An 857-nucleotide genomic window follows, 5' to 3' on the forward strand; every position below is an offset into this window, starting at 1 on the left:
GGCTATCACGCAACCGTGGTCCAATGGCCAAGTGGAAGCTCAGATCACCAAGCTCAAGCTGGTCAAGCGGCAGATGTGCGGGCGCGCTAAGCTCGATCTCCTTCAGGCTAGGCTGATTGGCGCGCCATAAAAACAAACACGATGATCGAATATGCGTCAGAGCCAAATTTGCAAACGATGACGCCCGCAAGACTCGGTCCCGGCCGGCCTGCTTCGGCCTTGGCCGGATGGGACTTGCACCCACAAGCATTCATCAGCTTGGCATGACGTACTCCCCGGTGGTGGTGTAGTTCGGTAGAGCAAACCCGGACGATCCTACCGGAGAATTGCCGGTGACCACCGCAAAGCCGCCCGTCGGCTGCGACACGCCAACACAACCGAGGAACCACCGATGACCGACGACATGATGATGTCCGGATCGGGTGCCTTATCTTTTGCAACGGAGTAGGAGTATGGACAAGCCGATTAACCGAGGTCACCACGACCGCCGTCCCAGCAGGACATCGCGGCCCGGCGGACCGGACCACGAAGTTTTTGAGATGCGATCAGGCCGGCTTCGCCTGGCCCCAGTCGAACGACGTGCTGTCGACCCAGATGCAGTGGAGAATCACAGCGATCTTCCGTGCAATGGCGACCTTCGCTTTCTTGACGCCGATTCGCTTCGCGAGCTTCATTCCCCAAGCTTTAAGAGAGGACCATTTCTTCGTCCGAAACCATGATGCTCTGCAAACCCGCCGATTGCCGACGTTCGATCGGCGAGAAGTCGCAGTGCGTCGCAGTGCATAGTGCGATCAGCCGCGCTTGCTATTCAGTTGAAGCTGACATTAGCGCCTCAGTCGGTTCTGCAGTGCCTGCCG

At 58.3% G+C, this 857-nt stretch carries 1 pseudogene; it reads right to left on the reverse strand.

Annotation, left to right across the window (positions count from 1 at the left end):
- Positions 1–545: 545 nt before the first annotated feature.
- Positions 546–710: pseudogene (locus AC0L3P_RS39890) on the reverse strand (IS110 family RNA-guided transposase); the annotation flags it as partial.
- Between the last annotated feature and the right edge of the window lie 147 nt (positions 711–857).

This window comes from Bradyrhizobium sp. WSM4874, assembly GCF_055811835.1.